This window comes from Amycolatopsis sp. NPDC003731 (genome assembly GCF_053586895.1).
In genome coordinates this window covers 20,164-36,822 of the sequence record NZ_JBSFNC010000053.1, presented here as the reverse complement: position 1 = coordinate 36,822, position 16,659 = coordinate 20,164, and the positions used below count along the sequence as shown (strand labels likewise).

At 70.3% G+C, this 16,659-nt stretch carries 13 protein-coding genes; 6 read left to right on the top strand and 7 right to left on the bottom strand.

The genetic code is table 11. From position 1 onward, the window contains the following. Positions 1-14: 14 nt before the first annotated feature. Positions 15-2,309, bottom strand: coding sequence for an SEFIR domain-containing protein (locus tag ACWDN5_RS22790; RefSeq protein WP_449677699.1), 2,295 nt, complete (start codon positions 2,307-2,309; stop codon positions 15-17). 87 nt (positions 2,310-2,396) lie between these two features. Here ACWDN5_RS22790 and ACWDN5_RS22785 point away from each other — a divergent pair, with 87 nt between their 5' ends. Beyond that, entirely contained in the window at positions 2,397-2,684 is a 288-nt protein-coding gene (locus tag ACWDN5_RS22785) for a hypothetical protein (RefSeq protein WP_310977007.1), read from the top strand. 5 nt (positions 2,685-2,689) lie between these two features. Here the strand turns inward: ACWDN5_RS22785 and ACWDN5_RS22780 are convergent, their stop codons facing one another. The 3 genes from ACWDN5_RS22780 to ACWDN5_RS22770 form a co-directional block, all read right to left on the bottom strand. Then, a complete protein-coding gene (locus ACWDN5_RS22780; RefSeq protein WP_310977006.1) occupies positions 2,690-2,833 on the bottom strand; it encodes a hypothetical protein in 144 nt (47 codons plus the stop codon). 137 nt (positions 2,834-2,970) lie between these two features. After that, positions 2,971-3,927, bottom strand: coding sequence for a ketopantoate reductase family protein (locus ACWDN5_RS22775; protein WP_449677714.1), 957 nt, complete (start codon positions 3,925-3,927; stop codon positions 2,971-2,973). Between the two features lie 106 nt (positions 3,928-4,033). After that, the gene (locus tag ACWDN5_RS22770) at positions 4,034-5,473 is read right to left on the bottom strand and encodes an FAD-dependent monooxygenase (protein ID WP_449677698.1); all 1,440 of its coding nucleotides are present in this window, start codon (positions 5,471-5,473) and stop codon (positions 4,034-4,036) included. Positions 5,474-5,588: 115 nt separating this feature from the next. Between ACWDN5_RS22770 and ACWDN5_RS22765 the strand changes: the two genes are divergently transcribed. The 5 genes from ACWDN5_RS22765 to ACWDN5_RS22745 all read left to right on the top strand — a co-directional run bounded on the left by ACWDN5_RS22765 (position 5,589) and on the right by ACWDN5_RS22745 (position 13,186). Next, entirely contained in the window at positions 5,589-6,548 is a 960-nt protein-coding gene (locus tag ACWDN5_RS22765; protein WP_310977003.1) for an Lrp/AsnC family transcriptional regulator, read from the top strand. A gap of 310 nt (positions 6,549-6,858) precedes the next feature. Continuing rightward, entirely contained in the window at positions 6,859-8,157 is a 1,299-nt protein-coding gene (locus ACWDN5_RS22760; RefSeq protein WP_449677697.1) for an FAD-dependent oxidoreductase, read from the top strand. Positions 8,158-8,608: 451 nt separating this feature from the next. Continuing rightward, complete coding sequence (locus tag ACWDN5_RS22755; protein WP_449677696.1) at positions 8,609-10,474, top strand: FAD/NAD(P)-binding protein; 1,866 nt, start codon at positions 8,609-8,611, stop codon at positions 10,472-10,474. A 151-nt stretch (positions 10,475-10,625) separates the two neighbouring features. Next, positions 10,626-11,825 carry a putative PEP-binding protein gene (locus ACWDN5_RS22750; protein WP_449677695.1) on the top strand — a complete coding sequence of 400 codons (1,200 nt, stop codon included), beginning with the start codon at positions 10,626-10,628 and terminating at the stop codon, positions 11,823-11,825. Positions 11,826-12,178: 353 nt separating this feature from the next. After that, complete coding sequence (locus ACWDN5_RS22745) at positions 12,179-13,186, top strand: pentapeptide repeat-containing protein (RefSeq protein ID WP_310976997.1); 1,008 nt, start codon at positions 12,179-12,181, stop codon at positions 13,184-13,186. Between the two features lie 284 nt (positions 13,187-13,470). On the opposite strand, the gene ACWDN5_RS22740 is transcribed toward ACWDN5_RS22745, so the two are convergent. Genes ACWDN5_RS22740 through ACWDN5_RS22730 form a run of 3 tightly spaced genes read right to left on the bottom strand, consistent with a single transcriptional unit; the run spans position 13,471 to position 16,595 of the window. Beyond that, positions 13,471-14,280, bottom strand: a complete 810-nt coding sequence (locus ACWDN5_RS22740) for a carbohydrate ABC transporter permease (RefSeq protein WP_449677694.1) — start codon at positions 14,278-14,280, stop codon at positions 13,471-13,473. Beyond that, the gene (locus tag ACWDN5_RS22735; protein ID WP_310976994.1) at positions 14,277-15,227 is read right to left on the bottom strand and encodes a carbohydrate ABC transporter permease; all 951 of its coding nucleotides are present in this window, start codon (positions 15,225-15,227) and stop codon (positions 14,277-14,279) included. The genes ACWDN5_RS22740 and ACWDN5_RS22735 overlap by 4 nt, the downstream gene beginning before the upstream one ends. A gap of 6 nt (positions 15,228-15,233) precedes the next feature. Further along, a complete protein-coding gene (locus ACWDN5_RS22730; protein WP_449677693.1) occupies positions 15,234-16,595 on the bottom strand; it encodes an ABC transporter substrate-binding protein in 1,362 nt (453 codons plus the stop codon). Positions 16,596-16,659: the final 64 nt, after the last annotated feature.

Sequence of the window (16,659 nt, the reverse complement as noted above, 5' to 3'; positions counted from 1 at the left end):
CGTGTCCCTCAGCGCTATCCCGGGCCGCCCAAGTGCCGTTGCAGGTGCCGGTGGCGGAACTGGTGGACCGCGCCGTACTGGCGGAGCACGCCGCGGTCGCGGGCGTCGTCCAGGAACCCGAACAGGCGCCACGGGAGCTTGCCGCGCGCGGCGAGCACGAGCCGGGCCGTGGTGAACCTGGCGTACGCGCTGAGCAACATCCAGGCGGCGGCGTAACCGAGCGCGATCCGGACCGCGTAGCCGAGGCCGAGCACCGCGAAGATCACCGCGATCGCCAGCATGGTCCCGGTGCCGGCCAGGAGCACGTTCCGGTCGGCGCGGAGGGTGGCGCCCGGACTCGTCGGGCGGTCGAGATCGGCGAGCACCACCAGGCCGTCGCCGCGGCCGCGGCGCTGCCGGTGCCACAGCTTGCGGCCGAACCACCAGGCCAGGAACCCGCCGCCGAGCGCCGAAGCCGTCACCACCAGTGCCGCGCGCACGGTGTGCACGAGTCCGGTCGCGACGCTCCGGCCGGCGACCAGCAGCGCGAGCACGCCGACGACGAACAGCAGCGCAGTCCCCAGCAGTTTCGCGAAGTCGCGCAATTCGGCGCGGACCTTCGACGTCGAGTTGTCGAACCGGTGCGGGGTTTCGAGATCGGTGACGTTGAAGTACGCGAGGTACCGCGAGTGGCCGGCGGCCAGCCCGACCACGGCGGCGGCCACCGACCCGGGGAGGACACCGGCCGTGCTGACCAGCCCGAAGCCGAGCGTGGCGCCCGCCGCGACGCGACAGGCCGGGGCGACCCAGGGGAGGGAACGATCGAGCTGCCACCACGCGATGTCCGCCGTCCCGGTCGCGGCGAGGTGCGCCAGCCAGCGCCGCACGGTGCCGTGGTCCACCCGGGCGAAGGCCCCGTGGCGGCGGTGCCCGGGGTAGTCCGGGTAGACCGCCGGGACGAGGTGCCGCACCAGGTGGGCCTCGATCGAGTCCGGGTCCGGGAAGCGCGTCCGGTCGCACAGGTCACCGGGATCGCGGCCGGGGTCCTGGTGGACCACGCGGATCAGCCACACCACGAGCGGCGTCGGCGCGGGCTCGGTGCGCAGGCGGGCGAACAGCGGAGCCAAGCGGGACCGGCCGTGGGGGACGGTCTCGGCCAGGTAGTCCTCGACGTCGTCCCGGTCGAGCGGCCGGAGTTCGGCCCGGGTGGCGCGCGTCAGCCCGACGCCCGCCGCGTCCAGGGCGCGGTATTCGGCGAGGCCGCAGGTGACGACCAGCGGAACCGACGACCCCAGCCGGTTGAGCGCCGCGATCGCCTCGGGCCGCAGGTCTTCGGCGATGGTCTCCAGGCCGTCGAGGACGGGCAGCACCAGGCCCACCTCGAGCAGCGCGGACGCCAGTGTCAGCCGTCGCCCGTCGACCCAGCGCACGGTCCCGCTGAGCCGGTGGTCGCGGGCCAGCCGGCGGGCGAGCCAGTCGAACGGGTGCAGCTCGCCCGGGTGCCAGCCGGTGACGGGGACCAGCACCGGCACCGGCGCGCCCCGGGCCCACCCGGCCAGCAGATCGGTCACCAGGCGGATCGCCGACACGCTCTTGCCGGACCCCGGCGGCCCGAGCAGGAGCAGCCGCCGGGACGGCACGTCATCGCGGAAGAACGGCCCGATCCGCTCGAACTCGCGGCTGTCGGCGCGCCACCGGGTGACCAGCGGACGCGGGTCGTCGAGCCCGAGCCGCCGCGACTCACCCCGCCACAGGTCGCCGACCGCGCCCGCGAGGCTCTCCGAGGCGTCGACGAGCACCCGGCTCAGGTCCGCGCTCAGCAGGGACAGCCCGTCCGGCCGATCGGCGAGCGGCCCCAGCTCCGGCTGGACGCGGCGGGGTTGTCCGGTCAGCACCCGCAGCAACTCGTCGAACTGCTCGGGGATCGCGTACCGGGTGGCGGAGTAGGGCTGGAGGAACGCGGGCAGGTCGTCGGCGGAGCACCCGGGCAGGACGACGGGGAGGATCTTGGCCAGCCACTGCGCGCGGTCCTGGGCCAGGTGTTCGCGCAGCATGACGAGCTGGAACCGGTCGTAGCCGGGAGATTCGCCGCCCGAGGTGGCCAGCTGTTTGTACCGGGGCGAGCCGATCGCGAGCACGAAGTCGCCGTGCTCGAGCTGGTCCATGGTCCAGTCGAGCCAGTCCCGCCGCCGATCCCGCTCCCACTGGTCCAGCCGCGCATCGATGCCGGAGGCGCGCAGCCGCCCGGCGAACAGCCGGACGGTTTCGGTGTGGTCACCGGAGTCATCGGCGTAGGAGACGAAAACCCGGGGACTTCGCGTGGGCGGCACGCCGGCCGATTCTAGTGCCGGGGGGCTTTCACGTACCGGTTTCGCGTCGACGCGTGGATCCTTGGAGCAGAACAGTGGGAGGGTCTGATGGCTGTCGGAAGTGAGCAACGCCGCCGGGAACGCACACCTCGCATCGAGGCACAGTTCTCGTCCAAGAACGTCGAGGCGGCCCTCGACCTGCTGCACCTGGCGGACCTGGCGTGGCACGACTGCTACGGCCCGCGGGAACTGGAGCTGCCTCCGCAGGTTCTCGACGATGTGCTGCTGCTGTCGGAGGGCAATCTGGCGAAGCTGATCCGAAACGCTCGAGCGGCCGTCGTGGACTTCCGGGACGTGCGAGTCGCCGCGGACGACAAGCGCGCGGAGCTTCAATAGGAAGCTCAGGGCTGCACGGGCGCGGTGAGGTTCTCGCCCGCGCCCATCACATGGATGTAGTCGTTGCCGCCGGCGGTTCGCGGCGCAGCGACCGTGTGTGCGAACAGGAGGGATCCGGCCTTCAGCACGCCGACGCCGAGCCAGAGCACGCTGAACGCGCGGATGCCGAACGCCGCGGCCAGGGGAATGAGCCCGACCAGGCCACAGAGCAGCGACGCGATGGCGAAGCCGTCGGTTCGTCGAACAAGGTGCCCCCTTCGGAATCCCCCGGCCCGGAGACAGCACCCTAGACCACGGGTGGGCTACCGGCGAAGCTCGATTCCGCCGCTTCCAGGCGTGGCACGGCGATGCCGAGCCGGCGGGCTTCGGCCAGGGTGTCGCGGCAGACCTCCCGTGGCTCCTCGGCTGCCGGGTCGGCGTGACCCTCGAAACTCCTGCGCACCAGCGGGACGTGCGCGGTCAGCCACGCGAACGCCGGGGCCGTCAGCCAGGTCGGCGCCCGGTATCCCAGCGTGTCACGCCGGCGCAGGTCGGCGCCGCGCGCCTCGAGCACCGGCAGCAGCTCCCGGGCGGTCAGCAGCGCTTCGCGCAGATCGGCCGTTGCTCCGACCAATTCGGACAGCGTCCCCCGCCGCAGGCCCTGCGCGTGTAGGCCGGCGTTCATCGCGAAATGGAGCCACAGCCAGGTGCGGAAATCGCGCTTCTCCCGCAACCGGAAGCCGGCCTCGCGAAACACCCGCCGCGTCGCTCTCTCGCGCGCGGTCGGGGGCCGGTCGACGGTGCCGAAGACGACCGCGGGCAGCAGCGTTCCGCGGAGCACGCCGTCTTCGCCGAAGCCGCCGCCCGCCAACGGAAAGCCCCACGCCACCTGATCGACGGGCAGAGCGCCGATCGCGGTCAGTGGCTCGGCCCAGATGTTGCCGAACACCAGGACCGTGGCGTTGCCGACGCGCGGCGCCAAGAACGCGGCCGCTTCCGGCAGGCGGTGGTGCGGCACGCTCAGCACGATCAGGTCGAAATCGTGGTCCGGCGGCAGCTGTTCGCGGTAGCGCACCGGCCACGCCTGGACCACGCGCTGCCCCCACACCCGCCTCCGTGCGTCGAGCAGATCGAGCTCCACCGCCTCCCCGTAAGCCGACGCGCGGCCCGGCCGGACGTAGCACTCGACGTCGTGTCCGGCCCGCTCCAGGGCCCAGCCGTGCACCGTGGCGATGGCGCCCCGGCCGAACATGAGGATCTTCACGCGCACCTCGTCGAGTGTGATGAAATTGGAGGTCATCTCCACTTATCACGCTAGGGAGGTGCCGCCCGCTTATCAACGCGTGGGGCGAAGCCACGGCCAGGAGGCCCTATGGGTGGTCACCGAACCAGTGACCGAGCGCCGGTCCCAGATCGTCCGGGTGGCCGGCCCAGCACACGTAGCCGTCCGGCCGGATGAGCATCGGCTCGGTGTCGACGCCCTGTCCCACGCGGTCCACGCGATTCCGCCAACCGTGGGCGACCTCGCCGAACCTGTCGGCCGGGTCGATCAGGAGACCGCGCCCGCACCGCAGCAGTTCGTGCGACCGGACCGGGCCGAGCCGCTGATCCGGTGCGGGCAGACCGACGCGCGGCTGGCCTTCGCTGCCCGGCATCGGGTACCGGATGCCCATCCCGGACAGCATGTCGTCCAGGTGGTACTGCACTTCCGGCAGCTGGGCCAGCGCGGCGAACAATTCCTTCGCCGCCGCCAGATCCGGGTCGCCGGTGCTCTGGTGGTCCATCAGCAGGCTCTGCGCCTGGACGTTGCGCAGCACGGCGGCCCCCACCGGGTGCCGTTCGGTGTGGTAGGTGTCGAGCAGGTGCGGCGGCGCCCAGCCGTGCACCGCGGCGCCGAGCTTCCACCCGAGGTTCAGCGCGTCCTGGATCCCGGTGTTCATGCCCTGCGCGCCGATCGGGAGGTGGACGTGCGCGGCGTCGCCCGCCAGGAACACCCGGCCGTGCCGGTAGCGGGCGGCCTGCCGGGCCGCGTTGGTGATGCGGCGGGCGTAGCGCAGTTCGAGCAGGTGCACGCGTGAGCCGAAGACGGCGCGCAGCCCGTCGCGGAGCTCGTCCTCGGTGACCGGGGCGTCCCGGGGCAGCGACCGGCCCGGCCCGCCCAGCGCGAGCCGGCGCAGCGGCCTGCCCTGCGGATCGGTGCCGAGCGGGAACACCGACACCCAGTGGCCGTCCTCGCTTCGGGCGTGCATCATCCCTTGTCCGCCGCCACTCAGCCGCACGTCGGCGGCGACGGTGGTCATCGTGCCGGGCCGGCCGGGGAACTCCGCCTTCAGCAGCGAGCGGACCGTGCTGCGGCCGCCGTCGGCCCCGACCAGGTAGCGGGAGCGGACGACGCTGCCGCTCGCGAAGGTCGCGGTGACCCCGTTCTCGTCCTGGGTGAGACCGGTCAGGTCGTGGTCACGCCGGACGTGGATGCCTTGTGCGGCAAGGTGCCGCTCGAGGAAACCCTCGATCACCACCTGCGGGATGGACCGCCACGGGTGGGCGTGCCGGTTTCGGGTGAGCGGGAGCGTGATCCCGGCGAAGTGGGCGGTGCCGGCCGGGTGGTTTCCGGTGGCCAGCAACGGTTCCAGCAGGCCGCGCTGGTCGAACGCCTCCTGCGTGCGCGACTGCACGCCACCCGCCTTCGACAACGTGCTGCGCTGCGGCAGCTTGTCGACCAGCACGGCCGGCACGCCCGCCACCCGCAGTTCGTTGGCCAGCGTCAGGCCGGTCGGGCCCGCGCCGACGACGAGCACCTCGGTGTCCATGGGGTCTCCCCGGGTTGTGTCGATCAGGACGGGAGCGACGCTCCGCCCGGCGACGCGGCTGTGCCAGAAACCGGCGTTATTGCGTCGATATCCGACACTGATTAGCCTCTTCGAGGTGGAATACGACGAACTGGATCGTCGGCTGGTGCACGCCCTGCAGATCAACGGCCGGGCGCCGTTCAGCACGATCGCCGGCGTTCTCGGCGTATCGGATCGCACCATCGCCCGCCGGTACGCCCGGTTGCGGTCGGCCGGGGCGGTGCGGGTGCTCGGCGGCGTCGACCCGGCCGCGCTGGGCGCGGTGCTGTGGTTCCTGCGGGTGCGGTGCGCGCCCGCCGCGTCGGTGCCGGTCGCCGAGGCGCTGGCCCGGCGTCCCGACACGTCCTGGGTGAGCATCACCTCCGGGGGCACGGAAATCACCTGCACGGTCCGCACCGAAAGCGAGGCCGACAGCGAGGCACTGCTGCTGGCCAAGCTGCCGCGCACCCCGCGCGTGGAGGGCGTGACAGCGCACTCGGTGCTGCACGCGTTCTACGGCGGCCCGGACAGCCTGGTCGCCAAGCTGGGATCGCTGGACGAAGAGGCGATCGAGCGGCTGCGCCCGGCCCCGATCCCGCACCGGCCGGGACCGGTCCGGCTCGACGACGGAGACCGCAAGCTCCTCGCCACCCTCGCGACCGACGGCCGGGCCGAGATCGAGCGCCTGGCCGCGGCGACCGGCTGGTCGCCGACGACGGTCCGCCGCCGGATGACCGAGCTGCGCGAGCGCGGAGTGCTGTACCTGGACATCGACGTCGACGGAAGCATGTTCGGCGTCGGCCCCCGAACGCTGCTCTGGCTCTCGGTCGCCCCCACGAACCTGGAGGAGGTGGGCACGGAGCTGGCCGCACACCCGGAGATCGCGTTCGCGGCCGCCACCACCGGGCCGACGAACGTGTGCGCGAGCGTGGCGTGCGCGAACCAGCAGGAGCTGTATAGGTACCTGACGGGCCGGCTGGCCCGGCTGACCGCCATCACCCACCTCGAGACCGCACCCGTGATCAAGACCGTGAAGCGGGCCGCGAACCAGCTGTAGTTTTCAGCCGCGACGCACGCGCTGCTTCCGCGCGGGCCGACCGGGTCCGGGGAACCCGGAGGATTCCCGCTTCGACGCCTTCACTGCGGCATGAGAGTGCGAGCCCTCCGGCGACACTTTGACGAAGCTTGTAATTGCGGACTATCCACGGCGGTCAACCTGTCGTGAAACAGCATCGTTCATACTGGCGCGTGGCTTCCTGGTGTTCGACCACCAGTTGGGGCCGGTTGGCTGATCTGGTCGGCGTTCGACCGAGCAGATCAGCACAGCTGAATAAGCGCACCGCTGCGGAAACTGTCACAGTCGCCCCATGACGCATGCGGTGGTGCTGGGCGCGAGCATGGGTGGACTACTGGCGGCGCGGGCGTTGGTCGGCTCCTACGACCGGATCACGGTGGTCGACCGGGATCCCCTGGCGGCCGACGTCGTGCACCGGCGGGGGGTGCCGCAGGCCAGGCATTTCCACACCATCCTGCTGCGCGGCAAGGATGCGCTCGACGAGATGTTCCCCGGCTTCTCGGCCGAGCTGGTCGCGGCGGGCGCGGTGCCGGTGGGGTTCAATGTGGACGCGCGGTTCGTGCTGGCGGGTCACCCGATGGTGCGCTCGGACACCGGCGCGGCGGACATCCAGGCGACCCGGCCGATGCTGGAGGGCGCGGTCCGGGCGCGGGTGGCGGCCTGTCCCGGCGTGCGGATCGTGCCCGGCTGCGACGTGGTCGGGCCGGTGTTCGAGGGCGACCGGGTGACCGGCGTCCGGGTGGACCGCGACGGCGCGGAGGAGGTGTTGGCCGCCGACCTCGTCATCGACGCGATGGGCCGGTCCGGTCGGGCCCGGTCGTGGCTCGCGTCGGTCGGCCTGCCGATGCCCGCCGAGGACCGGATCGACGTCAACATGATGTACGCCAGCAGGCTCGTGCGGCCGGAGACACCGTTCCAGGACAAGCTGGTCCTGGTCGGCCCGGTGCCCGGTCGGCCGACCGGGTTCGCGTTCGCCGCGCAGGAGGGCGGCGACTGGATGGTCACCCAGGTGGGCATGGCGGGTGACCACCCGCCGACCGACGAAGCGGGCTTCCTGGCGTTCCTCAAGCGGTCCGCGCCACCGGACGTGCAGGACGCCGTGGCCGCCTCCGAACCGGTGAGCGAGATCCGCACGCACCGGTTCCCGGCGAGCCTGCGCCGCCGCTACGAGCACCTGCGGCAGTTCCCGCCGGGTCTGCTCGTATTCGGTGACGCGATGTGCAGCTTCAACCCGATCTACGGCCAAGGCATGACCGTCGCGGCGTTGGAGTCCGAGGCCCTGCGGCGGTGCCTGAAGATCGGCGACGCGGACCTGTCCACGCGGTTCTTCCGCGCCGCGGCCAAGATCATCGACCCGGTGTGGCAGCTCAACGCGCTCGGAGACCTGGCGCTGCCGGAGATCCCCGGCCACCGCTCGCTGTCCACCAAGACGCTGAACCGATACGTGGCCCGGCTGCAACGCGTCGCCGCGCACGACCCCGTGGCCGCCGCCGCGTTCATCCGCACCATCGGGCTCCTGCAACCGCCGACGTCGATCCTGCGCCCGGACGTGCTGGCGCGCGTCGTGGTCGGCGGCCTGCGTCACACCTGAGCCGTGGAGGCCCGCGCACCGGCTGCCTTGGGCACCGTGCTGCTGCCGTTCGCGTTCCTCGCGGTGAGCGCGGTCTCCGTGATCGCGACGTGATCAGCCGCCGGGTGCAGCCGCGCAACCGGATCGGGCTGTTGTCGGTGCTCTGCTCACGCTGCCGCGTCGGCTGGTCGTCGGCGCCGGGTACGCCGGCCAAGGACGATGGCGAGGCGGTCGGTGTTTTGGCCAGAACGCGCTGTCGTCGGCATGAGAGGGCGTTGGGGCGCCTGTAACATAGTGGGGAAGTACAGCTTGTGGCCGAACAGACCCGGTCGGCCGAATGTGCAGACACGTTCGGACCCGGCGTGTGCTGGGCGACACAAGGTAATCTCATCGCTCGCTGTCGAAGGGTGGGCGCCCACTCGAAGCGCTGTTCGTGACGACTCGCGAAGCCGACAGGGACAGGAGTGGCACGATGTGGCTCTCGAACCGTTTTCGCAGGGTGGTCATCGTCGGAGCGGGCTTGGGAGGCACCGCCACCGCCGTCCGCCTCCTCCAGTTCGCGCGAGAGCCCTTGCAGTTGGTGCTGATCGAGCGGCATCCCGAGTATCGCAGCGCCGGCGTGGCCTACCACCGGGCGGGCAACCACTGGCATCACGTCTTCAACATCCAGGCGGGCCGGATGTCGATGTTCCGTGAAGACGTCGATGACTTCGTGGCCTGGGCGAACAGCGAGGCCGACCGCACCGGCTGGCCCCCGGAGTGGAGCGGCTTCACGTTCACCGAGTCCGGGCCCGCGCCGCGCCGGATCTATGCCGACTACCTTGCGGACCGCCTCGTCCAAGCCGCGTGCGAAGCGACGGACGGCGTGACTCTGGTCGAAGCCGACGGCGAGGTGGTCGACGTGGAAGTCGACGGCGGCCACGCACACGTCGTCGTCGACCGGTTCTCTGTGATCCGCAACGATTCCGATACCGCGCCCGACCGCGTCACTCTCCGCGCCGACCACGTCGTCATCGCGACAGGCCTTGAAGAACGGGACCTTCCGTTCGCGGCCGACGTGATGAACCACCCGTCCTTCGTGCGGCACCCCTACTCCGAAGAGGGAATCGCGCGAATTCTCGGCATCGGGCAAGACGCCACGGTCGCCATCATCGGTACGTTGCTCAGCGCGTACGACTCGGCCGCGCTGCTGCTGCGGCGCGGCCACACGGGGAAAATCGCCATGATCTCCCGATCCGGCCGGGTGCTTCGGACCTATCCGCCGGACCACCGGCACCGCGTTCTCGACCTGCCGGCGCCTCGGCTGCACAGCGACAGCTACGAAGGCCGCGGAGGGCTGCTTCAGCGCGTCACGGCCGAATGGGAACGGGCGTGTGCGATCGTCGCTCGCGAACACCCCGAGGTGGCGCCGGTGGTCGTGTCGGAACGGGTCGCGAAGTCCTGGGAGCCCTACCTGCCCGAGGTATTGGCCCGGATCCCCTCCGCCGACCTGCGGGCGCTCCTCGACGAGTACGGGACGCTGCTGGCCGCCCTGCGGGTCGGCGCGGTCGCGTACACGACCGAGATCGTCGACGCGGCGATGGACGACGGCGGGCCGATCACCCTCATCACCGGAAAAGTGGACCGGATCGTCGGCACTGAGGCGGGCACGCTGATGTTGTCGGTGGGCGGGTCGTCGTCGACGCAAACCCTCGAAGCGGACCTCGTGATCTCGAACTTCGGGCGGGAGCCGGACTACGGACGGGTCGGGTCGGCGCTCTGGGCGGCTCTCCTGCGGAAGAAGATCGCCGTGCGGCACCGGCGTACCGGGCGCGGCGTGGAGGTCGACGGATCCGGTGCCCTCCTCGGGCCGTCCGGGGTCGCGTCCGGTCCGATCTCCGTGATCGGCGGTCCGCGGGAGGGCGACGAGATCGTCCGGCTCGGCCGGATCGGCGCGTTCACGTTCAACCTCGCCGCGATCAAGAACCATTCGGTCGGCGTCGCCGCGACCCTGCTGCGCCGACTCGAATCCTGTTACGACGAGCATGCCGAGGACCTGGTCGAGACCTTGACCGAAGACCTCGGGGTGCGGAAGGCGTTCGCAGCTTCGGTCATGCTCGATGTGCGTCGAATGACCGCTCGGCGTAGTCGCGACCGAGAAGCCCTGGCGACCCGGCTCGAGGCAAGCCTTGCGGGAATTCGTGACGCCACCTCTGACAGCGAGGCCCCCTGGACCGATCGCGCCCTGCGATCCGCCGTGAACACGGCCGCCATGAGGAAGCTCAACGACCTGTCCGTCACACCGCGCGAACTTCGTGGCTTGCTCGGGCTCGATGAGCCGCTGGAATCGCTCGGCTGACTCCCCTGAGAGTCCACAGTGGACCAGCGGAGGCGCAGCGGGGAAGACGCGCCTGCGGCGGGAGACCGGCTAGCCTGGTGTCATGCCTCGACCGGATGCGGATCACCCGGAAACCGGTGAGAAGACGGGCTTGCGTGAAATACCGGGGTCCTTGCTCGTCGGCTCGCCGCGAGCGAGCGTTCGCGGCATCTGCAATCGCACGAGGAAACCGATCGAGGGCGCCGTTCTGGTGGTCGAGACACTCGGCCCCGACTTCTACGACGCCATCGTCGCCTCATCCGCCGTGATCTGCGCCAGAGGCGGCCGGACCGGCCACATGCAGTCGCTTTGCCGCTCGCGGGGAATCCCCGTCCTGCGCGTCGATTCGTTCGAGCCGGACGTGTTGGTGGGCGAAGTCACCGTCCGGGTCGATCGCGAGTCGGTCGTCCTCGGCGGCGTCGACACGACGCGGCAGCAGGTGCCACTCGCAGGTGCCGGCCTCGACGACCTCGAGTCGGTCTGCGTGGTCATCGCCGACGCCGCCGACATCCGGTCCACGAATGACATCGTGCCGCGCGTCGAACAGGTGAACTGCTACTTCATCCGCGAGGAGTTCGTCTGCTTCGCCGCCGATCTGAGCCCAGTCGACTCGCTCCGGGCCGGGGATCGCGAGGCCGAGCACTACGGCGAAGCCATCGCCTCGCAGCTGTGCTCGATGGTGAAGGAGCTCCTTCCCGGTCAACGCCTGGTCATGAGACTGCTCGACCTCCGTTCGGACGATGCCGCCCGGATCACGACCGGGGTGGCGGTGGAGGACGAGCCCAACCCGGAGCTCGGCCTCCACGGCACCCGGTGGCTGCTGGCGGATCATCGCTATCCGCGCGCGTTCCGGGCACTCCGCGCCTACCTGCGGGTCCGCCTCGGCTGGGACGCGGATCGAGTCGGCTTCGCCGTGCCGTTCATCAATGACCAGGAAGAGTTCCTGCGGCTGCGGCAGCACCTCGGCCTGACCGGCGACACGCCACTCGGCGTTTTCCTCGAAACACCGGCGGCCGTGCACTCGACGGCCGAGTTCCGCACTTCGGGAGCCAGTGAACTGTTCGTCGGCACCAAGGATCTGATCCAGTTCTACCTCGCGGCGGATCGCGGCAACCACCTGGTCGCCTCCTCGTACCAAACCCGGCACCCGGCCGTGCTGGCCGCGCTTCGCCAGGCCATCGAGTCGTGCCACGAAACCGGGCTGTCACTGCACGTATTCGTGTTGGGTGCCGATGTGGACCACTACCTCCGGCACCTTCCGACGCGCACGCTCATGATGTGCACCGCCGAACTGGAGCAACTCGCCCGGAGGGCCGAAGGCGGCAGTCCCTGACGCGTGACGAAGCGCCCGCAGGCCTCAGCCGTCGCTCGACGATTGCCGCCCATGAGCGGACGTGAGCGCACGACCAGCGGCATGAGCGGATGTTCATGCCGTGAACGCCCAGTCGACAAGACCGTTTGCTGGTACTGGCCTCGACAAGCCGGCCTTGTGTGATGGGGTTTTCCGCATACGGCGCGTCGGCCGGTTGCTAGCACGTCGGTTGATAGGCGAGGCCAGGCACGAGCCGGGACCACGCTTGCTCGTCGAGCACACTGGGGTCTTCATTGCTGTGCAAGTCCTGGGGTTCTGGCGCGCTGGAGCATTTCCATCAGCGGTGAAAGTGCGCCTTGGGGTAGCCTCGGTCTGTGAGCCGTGATCGTGAGGCGCCGAAACCGTTGACCAATCGCGCGATCATCATCGGCGCGATCACTGTCATCCTCATCGGCGGCGCCATCCTGACGATCTTGTTGGTGCTGTACGGCACCGGCGCCCCTCAGGATCTGGCGCGGCTGGAGGCAGTGCGGACCACGGGCGCGGTAGTCGTCGGTACCGGCGGTGCGATCGCACTACTTCTCGCCGCGCGACGGCAGCGGTCCACTGAGTTGACGCTGCAGCACCAGCAGGAGGTTGCCGAGCGCGCCGAGTACGACGCCAGCGAACGGCGGATAACCGAGCTGTACACGAAAGCCGCGGATCAGCTCGGCAGTGACCGCGCGCCGGTCCGTCTTGCCGGACTCTACGCGCTGGCCAGGCTCGGCGAGACAGCCGAGTCACAGCGACAGACCATTGTGAACGTGGTGTGCGCCTACCTCCGGATGCCGTTCGCCGAACCCGAGGACGCCGATGCGCGGCAAGAAAAGCAGGTGCGCCGCGCCGCGCAGGAGATCCTCTACACGCACCGCCGACCGGACCGTCCGGACGTGTTCTGGGCGGTCACTATCGACCTGGACGACGCGAACCTGACGGAGACACTCCTGCTCGGCGCCGACTTCGCCGGGGCTTCGCTGTTCCGTGCGACGCTCAACGAGGCCGAGCTGATGGGCGCCGACTTCACCAATGCCGATCTGTCCGCAACCTCGCTGATCGGCACCCAGCTCGTCAACGCCAACCTCACCGACGCAACCCTCGACCGCGCCAACCTCGACGGCGCACTCCTGGCCGGCGCCACGCTGTCCGGAACCCTGCTCTCCGGCGCACGCTGGTCCACGCGCACCCAGTGGCCGACTGCCGAGTTCGCCCACCACGTAACCGCGGCGTCGACAGACCAAGGCGACGGAACGTTCCTCATCGGCGATTTGCGCCTGCCCAGCTCGTCGCCGCGCACGGCCGCCAATGCGAATGTCACGGTTGGCTCGGTAAGTGATCCGAACTGAGGGCACGCCGAGATTGCTTCACGCCATCAGATCCGAAGTTTCCTGTACGTAGCCATGCCACGTCGTCCATCTCACCGTCGATGATCATGCTCAGTTTTCCGGCACCGTGATCGCGCGCGATGCGGAGGGTGAGGTCTGGTGCTCCTGCGACCGGATACGCGAACCACGTGCCGGGCGGAAGGTCCGCGTCCGTCTTCGGGATACCGGCTTCCAGAGCACTGTCGTCGAGCTCGTCCCAGCTGTACCCGACGAGCGCGGCGATGTATTGTGGCGGGAGACGACGATCACCCCTTCAGCGAGCCCGCCAGCAACGCCGACACGAACCGCCGCTGGAAGATCAAGAACACCACCAAAGTCGGCGTCAGGATCAGCAGCGAACCGGCGCACAACAGCGGGATGTCGGTGCCCCACTGGCCCTGGAACGCGCCCAGTGCGCCCGCCATCGTGCGGTTCGCGGGGTTGTCCACCAGCACGATCGCGAGCAGGAACTGGTTCCACGTCCACAGGAACAGCAGGATCGCCAGCGATGAGAGCGCCGGCTTCGCCAGGGGGACGTGGATGCGCCAGAACAGCTGCCAGGTGCTCACCCCGTCCACCCGGGCGCTTTCCGACAGCTCGTGCGGCATGGTCACGAAGTGCGCGCGCATCCAGAACACCGAGAACGGCATGTACAGGCCGATCAGCGGCAGGATGATCGCCCAGCGGGTGTTGAGCAGGCCCATGTCCCTGACCTGGAAGTACAGCGGCGTGATGATGCCTTCGAACGGCAGCGTCAGGCCGAGCACGAAGAGCAGGAACACCGCGCGGCCGCCCGGCATGCGCAGGTGCCCGGTCGCGAAACCGGCCATCGTCGCGATCAGCAGGGACACCGGGACGACGCCGAGCACGATCAGGACGCTGGACTTCAGGAACTCGCCCAGCCGGGCCACCTGAAACGCCCTGGCGAAGTTGCCCCACTGCGGGTCGGCCGGCCAGTCCAAACCGGACGGGTACGAGCCGGACGGGTGCAGCGCGGTGACGAAGAGGCTGATGAACGGCAGCACCGTCGCCGCCATCAGCAGGACGAGCAGGATGCGTCCGGTCCAGCCCTTCACGGCTTGTCCTCCTTCGAGACGCGCTGGATCGGGAGCACCACCGCGAGCACGACCACCATCAGCACGACGGCGAGCGCGGAGGCCAGCCCGACTTCGCGCTGCGAGAACGCCAGGTAGTAGATCTCCAGGCCCGGCACCATGGTCGCGTTCCCGGGACCGCCCTGCGTCGAGACGTACACGACGTCGAAGCTCGCGAGCGCGGCGATGATCGTCACCGTCACGCAGACGCCGATCTCCTGGCGCAGGCTGGGCACCGTGATCGCGAAGAACTCGCGCACGACCCCGGCCCCGTCGATGCGCGCCGCCTCGTACAGGGCCGGGTCGATCTTGCTCATGCCCGACAGGAAGAGCAGGATGCACAGGCCGAGCAGGACCCACGCGCCGATCACCCCGACGGCGGGCAGCGCGGTCGAGGAGTCACCGAGCCATGCCTTCGACACCTTGCCGAGGCCCAGCGCCGAGAACAGCTGGTTGACGACGCCGGTGGCCGACAGCAGCCACGTCCACGCGATGCCGGCGGCGACCAGCGGGATCACCTGCGGCAGGAACAGCACGGTCCGGGCGACGAGCGCGAGCCGGCTCGTCGCGATGCGGCGGATCGTCGCCGCGATCGCCAGGCCGAGCAGCACCGGGATCCCGCTGAAGAACACGATCAGCTCGAACGCGTGGAGGATCGACTCGTACAGTTCCGGATCGGTGAACACCTTGGCGTAGTTGCCGAAGCCGGCCCACCGGGACGCGCCGATGCCGTTCCAGTCGTAGAACGAGTACTGCACGGTGAGGACGATCGGCCGCAGCACGAACACGGCGTAGAAGAGCAGGGCCGGCGCCACGAAGAGCCAACCCGCCCAGCCGGTGCGGCGGGACCGGCGGCGCCGGCGCGCCGGCGGTCCCACCACGGTGGACGGTCGCGGCCCGGCCGCGAGGAGGTTGCCCGACCTGGTCATCGGGGCCTAGCTCCCGACCTGGTCGGTGTAGTCGCGCTGCACCGACTTCAGCAGCCCGTCCGGCGTCTGCTCGCCGGAAACCAGTTTCTGCAGCTGCGGCGTCCAGCTCTTGGCGTAGATCGCCCCGGTCGCGTTGGCGATGAAGTCCATGGCGGTGCCGGCCTGGTCGACCTGGGCGGCGGCTTCGAGCGTCCCCGCGGTCACCGTGCCCGCCGCCACCGGGGGCAGCGGCGCGTCCGCGGGGCCCATCGGGTGCGATCCGCCGGTCTGCACGGCGACTTCCCGCGCCTTGCCGTTGGTGGCCACCCAGTTGAGGAAGAACGCCGCGCAGTCGGCGTGCGGGGCCTTGGCGCTGATCCCGACCGTCAGGGGTGCCGACATCGCCGCGGGCTTGCCCCCGGCCTGTGCCGGCGGCATCGGGAAGAACCCGACGTTGCCGGCCATCTGCTTGTCCAGGTTGGCCGATTCCCAATCGCCGTTGAAGCTGAACAGGCCCTGTCCGGCGGTGAACCGGCTCACCATCTGGGCGTAGTCGACGGCGTTGACGTCCGGCGCGAAGTAGCCGGCCTTGATCCACCGCTCGAGGTGCTGGGCGGCCTGCAGGTTCGCCGGCGTGTCGATGGTGGCGCCGGGCTTCTGGTAGATCCAGTCGTTGATCGGCGCCGGCTGCCCGACCGAGGCCATCAGGTCCTGCAGCGGGAAGGCCAGCCCGCCGGTGGCGCCGCCGTTGAACTGCTGGATCGGCTGGATCCCGGCGTTCTTCGCCTTCGCCATGGCCTCGTCGAGCTGCGCGAGCGTGGCCGGCGGAGTGGTCAGGCCGATCCGGGCCGCGAGCTGCTTGTTGTAGAAGACGCCGGTCACGCTGAAGTTCAGGCCCATGGCGTAGAGCGACCCGGCTCCGCGCGGCCGCCCGCCCGGGCCCATCCGCAGCTGCGCGAGCTGCCCGGACGGCCACTTGTCCCAGCCGAACCACTTCGCGTACCCGTCGAGGTTCTTCAGCAGGCCGTCCTTGACCAGCTCGGACACCTGCGGCAGGCGCATCAGGTCCGGCGGGTCGTCGGCGAGGACGCGCGGCGCGTTCTGGGTGATCACCGCGAACTGGTCCTCGCGGACGTCCCACTTGACGTTCGGGAACTGCTTGGTGAACTCGTCGGTGAGCGCTTTCGCCATCGGGAAGCCGGTTTCGAAGTAGCCGCGCAGGGTGACCGGTGCGCTCCCGCACGTCGGCTCCGCGGTGACGGCCGTGGCGGTGGTTTCGCCGGGGCCCGCGCTGCCGCCCGGACCCGAACAGGCCGCGGCCAGCGTGCCGGCCAGCGTGAGGACCAGGAGGGTGCCGAGGGGCCGGCCGGGGTGTGTTCGACGGGACAACATCGTCTCCTCCGTCGCAAGTGGATTCACCGGTCGAGCAGGGGTTTCGACCTTGCTAAACCGA